Below are 5,480 nucleotides of genomic sequence, written 5' to 3'. Positions count from 1 at the left end.
GGGTTACTTGGCTAATTTAGAGAGTCGTCTTCTCTAGTAAGTTTTACCACACTAGTTTAAATCCCTTACCATGCACCCCTTACCCTAGCCCTGACAGCGCATTTTTGGGTTGGCATGCAATGGTACTTGGCATTACCGAGAAATGCAATATCAGATACTAGTTTTGGTTAACATAGAAATTCCCCTGACATTGCAAACAAAGTATGCCCAAGACTTGGAACATAAAGATAGATAACTATATTCAAGCCAACCCCAATTGCATTATCGCCACTGCTCATGTAGACTCTTTCCCCACTGACCTACCCCTAGAACCGAACATCCGCGAACCGAACCGCAAAAGCGCGACCTACAGACAAGTCTTCGACTCCCTGACAACCGAACCCGAAAAATTCTTCTCTCGCCACGGTGGAATCGTTCTGTCAGCGAATAAAGCTAAACCTATCAAAAACAAAACTGAACTAGAGTTAGAAGTCTTAGAAGCTAACGAGGGGGGCAGCGATGGCATTATCAACGGTGGGCATACAGTATTAGGGTTTGAGCAAGCGAAAAATTACAACTACAATTTAAGTCAAGCCAGAGTAAAAGTTACCATCCACATCGGACTCTCGGAAGATGAGGCTAAGGATATAGCCTTGGCCTCCAACACGACAACGCCAGTAGATTCTCGCTCCAAAGTCAACGCTAGGGGTGATTACAAATTCATCAAGCAGTACTTAGCCCAGTTAGAACAGAAAGAAGATAGAAAATTCCGCATCGCCTATTACCAGAATCAAAGCGGCGCTCCTAGAAATGCCCAGTGCAATGTGAACCATTTGCTAAAGTTGATTAACTGCCTCGATAGAAATAGATACAACCCCGACGGCAATAAACGAACCAAACACCCAGCAGGTATGAGTCCCCCATCTAACATCACAGACACGGAAAGGGAAAGATTAACTGCACTTTTGCCTCTGCTAACTCATGCTCTGTGGATAGAGCAAAGACTGTACGAAATAATCCAAGAACATATCAGCAACCCCAGAAGAAAGGGTGTTAACGACCTAGCATCAATAGATACACGTAAAACTACATTGTTGCCTGATAGCAAGTATTCTTTTGGGTTTGGTGCGCCAACTGACCTGGCACTACCGATAATTGCATCGTATCGCGTATTTCTGGATAAAGACTATAAATGGATTCTGCCGTTTAACGAATTCGCTGAAGATTTCCTGCAACACTTGTGGAATAACTATTTCCGTAAATACTTAGTGTCTGAGAAAACAGCAGGAAATACAGTCGGCACAAAAATCAGCCGCAATCAAGAAATTTGGGAAAGTTTGTATATCTCTGCACAAAGTTATCTAAATCAGCACTTGATGAAAATGGTTAACTCCAGTAAGGAAGAAGAAGCTCAGGTGACACAAGGTACAAACAAGAGGGGAAAAGGGAAAAGGGGTGAACTCAACGCAACCAGTGGAAATTAACTGTATCTCTGACAACTCCATCTTTTCCACAAGTTCCCCAAACTCACTTTTGCTCTGAAAGCTTGACAGGTGCTAAGTGAACACTCAGGTTACGGGCATAAACTTTGGTGAAGTACTGGACATTCGGCTGTGGGCGATCGCTCTTAGTGTAGGGCGGGGCATCGTTACACTACCAGCCATAATAAGCAGGGATGTAAAGAGTCCAAGTGGCAGCCAGAAAACTGTAATGTACAGATGTACTCTCCCACAGCCAATTATTTGGTTGCAAAAACTTTTGCAAGTGGTATTAGATTTAAGATGGGGAAATATACTTCTTGAAAAATCAGAAAATTTGGCATCAAACTAATAAATTAAATTCGCAATCTCAAATGCCGGCGATATTTCTAGATAAAGATGGTACTTTAATTGAAAATGTACCAAATAATGTTGATCCGCAATTAATCGAAATGAAAATTGGTGCTATTGAAGGATTACAAATACTTAGCAAAGCTGGATATAAATTAATTGTGATTACTAACCAGTCGGGAGTAGCACGGGATTATTTTCCAGAATCTGCCTTGCTGGGAGTGGAAGCGCGATTGAATGAAATATTAGAAAAAGCGGGTCTATCGCTAGATGGTTTCTACTACTGTCCCCATCATCCAAATGGTGTAATATTTGAATATGCAATTGCTTGCGAGTGCCGTAAACCTAAACCAGGCTTGATTTTACGTGCAGCTAGCGAACAAAATATAGATTTAGCAAATTCTTGGTTTATTGGCGATAATCTCAGTGATGTAGAAGCTGGAAATAGTGCAGGGTGTAAAACGATTTTGATAGATCAGGGTAATCAGTCTCATCCTCAAATGTCTCGTTTAGGAATTGCTGACTATATTTTGGTTAACCTTTCAATAGCAGCACAGGTGATATGTAAGCATTCAGTATCTAATTTTTAGGATTTCTGGCATTGAGTTATAAAAATTGCTGGAACAGGAAACCTAGAAAAATTTAAATTGATGACAAACAATCTGCCATTCTGGTCAAATAATTCGTCGTACTACACCTTTCCGTTTATAAATGTGAGCGCTTAATACCTGCCAAAATAAAGGTGATTGCTTCTTCGGTGTGTTCCTCAATTATTTCTGGACTAAGACGATTAATCTCTGGAGTTAGATGCTTCCAGTTTTCATGAACTGTAAAGTAAAACAGACAAATACTCAAGATATGGGTCAGCGCCAAAAACGGTTTGAGGGGGCGAAAATATCCTTCTGTAATGCCTTGCTCTAAAATTTCGAGCAGATGCTCATGGAGACTCAAAACGTTACATTCCTTGAAATATACTCCTTGATTTTGACTTGCTTCCTGAAACCAGAGCATTTGACGCTGAGGATTTTGAGCTTCATTGGCAATCGCAATGCGGATAATCTGCTTTAGAGCTTCTTCGGGAGATAAACCGTCAAAATTCAATTGCCCAAAAATGGTTTGAAGTTCATCGACTGGACGTTGTAAGGCTGCTTTGTATAAGCTTTCCTTGCTCTCAAAATAGTAATGAAGTGTTGCAGTTGTCACCTTGGCGCGATTAGCGATCGCACTCAGACGCGCACCATTTAAGCCATGCCGTGAAAATTCGTACTCTGCGGCATCCAAAATTTGTTGTTGTGTTATCTGGGCATCTCGAACTGGGCGAACTCGTTTACTGTGTCGAACCACTGCATCTTAATTTAATGTTTATGTTTATATGGTATCAAAGAGGCATCAATATTGAAGACATTGAATCTGTGAATTGACGGCACAGCAGGAAGTTGATAAGCTTACTGATTAATTAGTAAGTTAATTTTCTCTAACTATGAAGCAACTGCAAGGCGCACCGTGGCTGTTGGCACATCGTTCCATGCTTAAGCCAAATAAAGCAATGAAATTTTCTTTGCTAGGTAATGATTACGTCCTTTGGCAAAATGATTACGGTGTAATTAGTGCTTTACCCAACGCTTGCCCTCACATGGGTGCAATGCTATCAGAGGGATGGTGCATAACAAAACCTAATGGCAGTAGTGTAATCACCTGTCCTTTTCATGCATTGGAATTTGATGGTTCAGGTTGTACAGTCCTGCCTGGAGATAACAAGCCAACTAAATCGTTAATGCAGCCGCTAGATTTAGTCATCCAAGGAGACTTTATTTGGACTTATGGAGGGTATGAATCAAAGGTAGCAATTCCAAATATTATGAATGAAATTGCAGCAGATTATGAGTTCATAGGAGTTACAGGAGAACGCAGCATTTCGACTGATATTTTGAGTTTGCTATTAAATATGCACGACTACAACCACCAAAATGGAACACATAGAGAATTATTTGAGATTGAAGAAGTTCAGGTAAAGCAGTTCATTGACGAAGGGTTGCATTCTCATGCCTATTTGATGCAACCTAGAAAGCAACCTACATTTGCTGAAATTTTCCAAAACCCTGCTCAACTAGCGATGCCAAAAGTGTTAGAAGCTCATTTAGAAAATTTCTTTCCGTTTATGGGATTGATGCACGGTGACAATAAGCTGTTAAGCCTGAAAGAATGCCACTTCTATCTTCCAGAAACAGAGCACCAATCTCGTGTGTTTGTCTTGATGTACATGAAAGCACGTTCTCCGATTGCACATTTAATTAAAGGCAATTTGTTAAAGTTGATTGATGTAGTCATAGAGCAAGACGCAAGGATTTTAAGCAAGATTTACCCTAATACCCCACAACGAATTAAGTTGAACAATGAGGTGGGAATGGATTGGGTACGGCGCAATTTTAAGACTTTTCCAGCCCAAGGTGAACCCAATTTATCTCAGTAGTCTCAAATTGAGTAATAAGGGACACAGTACTGGGTACGGGTGCAGATAAGGGTAAAAAAGCATAAGAATTCAGTCCTTATGAATACATCCGCCTGAATACTTAAAGAATCAGTAAAAAATTGATAAATGAATGTACTAATCACGTTGAATTTTTTCTAAGTTCTGACTCCTAAGTGCTGAATTATCTGAAGAAGATTTTTTAATAGTGGCAAAACTTTAACATAATTTCTGGAAACGGCTTTTCATACAGCACTGCATGAATCAAAATAGTTGTTTACACTGTCTATGCAAGTTTTAGATTAATGTTATGGATGATAATCTGGGCAATTCTCGCTATCCGACCCATTCGGGTGTATCCCGCAGACTAGCACGTTGTCTCCATACTCAACTCCATGATAGTTAGTGCAACCGATGCAAGCTATTGGTCGGCTAACTTGGTCATCAAAATCATCATCCTCCGATTCATCTACTCGAACTAAGGATGCATTACAGTTGGGGCAGGTTTGAATATCTCGCCCCAAGTCTTTAACTAGACAAGTGAGCGATTGCCACGAAGTCATGGCCTCACCACTGTTGCTAATATGACTAGTGAGTGACGAAAAATAGGGGTAACTGCATTGGCATACGACCACCTCACCATCAGTATGCGGATCGTAGTGAGCTTCTAGATATTCTTGGGCAATTTTCCAGTTCTGTTGCTTAGAAATACTTTGTGGCTTGCCTTCATAGTTTACCTCACACAGTTTATCATCGTGGAAAATCCTAAGAGAAAATGATGTATAGTCATGAGCTAGATTTTCTAGTTCGCAATGACTTTTGGCATTTTTGTAATCAAAACTGCGATGCTCAACAATTAATTTATACTCACGGGGATAGGTCTGGATTACCAGATACTCTCCTTCATAAAAGGGATTATATTTGGTAGCGATTCGAGGGTTGAAAAATAAGAAATCCTGTTCAGTATCCATATAAAAAAATTGTAATTTTTCATTTGTCAAACATAGCTGACAGGGCAAATGCTGATATGTTTTGAAGATTAATTCTTTCTTTTTGCTAGCCTCCGGGCCTCACTATAGGCAACAAATACAATACTTGAACAAGAGGTTAAATTGACTACGAATGCAGGCGGACAACCATCAGTTAGCAATACAGCATCTACAGCTGTTATGAGGTACAGTAGCAGCAACTAGCAAACCAGTTTC

The 5,480-nt window shown here is 40.2% G+C and carries 6 protein-coding genes; 4 read left to right on the top strand and 2 right to left on the bottom strand.

Translation table 11 applies throughout. The annotated features are described in order from the left end of the window. Positions 1–203: 203 nt before the first annotated feature. The 3 genes from HWQ36_RS25040 to HWQ36_RS25030 all read left to right on the top strand — a co-directional run bounded on the left by HWQ36_RS25040 (position 204) and on the right by HWQ36_RS25030 (position 2,398). Complete coding sequence (locus HWQ36_RS25040) at positions 204–1,463, top strand: AIPR family protein (RefSeq protein WP_292707776.1); 1,260 nt, start codon at positions 204–206, stop codon at positions 1,461–1,463. Positions 1,464–1,539: 76 nt separating this feature from the next. Next, the gene (locus tag HWQ36_RS25035) at positions 1,540–1,809 is read left to right on the top strand and encodes a hypothetical protein (RefSeq protein ID WP_292707774.1); all 270 of its coding nucleotides are present in this window, start codon (positions 1,540–1,542) and stop codon (positions 1,807–1,809) included. A 22-nt stretch (positions 1,810–1,831) separates the two neighbouring features. Beyond that, a complete protein-coding gene (locus HWQ36_RS25030; RefSeq protein WP_292707772.1) occupies positions 1,832–2,398 on the top strand; it encodes an HAD family hydrolase in 567 nt (188 codons plus the stop codon). Between the two features lie 115 nt (positions 2,399–2,513). On the opposite strand, the gene HWQ36_RS25025 is transcribed toward HWQ36_RS25030, so the two are convergent. Next, a complete protein-coding gene (locus HWQ36_RS25025) occupies positions 2,514–3,152 on the bottom strand; it encodes a TetR/AcrR family transcriptional regulator (protein ID WP_292707770.1) in 639 nt (212 codons plus the stop codon). Between the two features lie 136 nt (positions 3,153–3,288). Here HWQ36_RS25025 and HWQ36_RS25020 point away from each other — a divergent pair, with 136 nt between their 5' ends. After that, on the top strand, positions 3,289–4,278 hold the full coding sequence (locus tag HWQ36_RS25020) for a Rieske 2Fe-2S domain-containing protein (protein WP_292707767.1): 990 nt from the start codon (positions 3,289–3,291) through the stop codon (positions 4,276–4,278). 305 nt (positions 4,279–4,583) lie between these two features. Here HWQ36_RS25020 and HWQ36_RS25015 read toward each other — a convergent pair whose 3' ends face one another. Further along, entirely contained in the window at positions 4,584–5,246 is a 663-nt protein-coding gene (locus HWQ36_RS25015; RefSeq protein ID WP_292707779.1) for a hypothetical protein, read from the bottom strand. Positions 5,247–5,480 lie beyond the last annotated feature (234 nt).

Origin of the sequence: Nostoc sp. NMS2 (genome assembly GCF_017115105.1) — a bacterium.
GTDB lineage: Bacteria > Cyanobacteriota > Cyanobacteriia > Cyanobacteriales > Nostocaceae > Nostoc.
The sequence above is the reverse complement of the archived record's forward strand: the minus strand, read 5'-3'. Positions and strand labels throughout refer to the sequence as shown.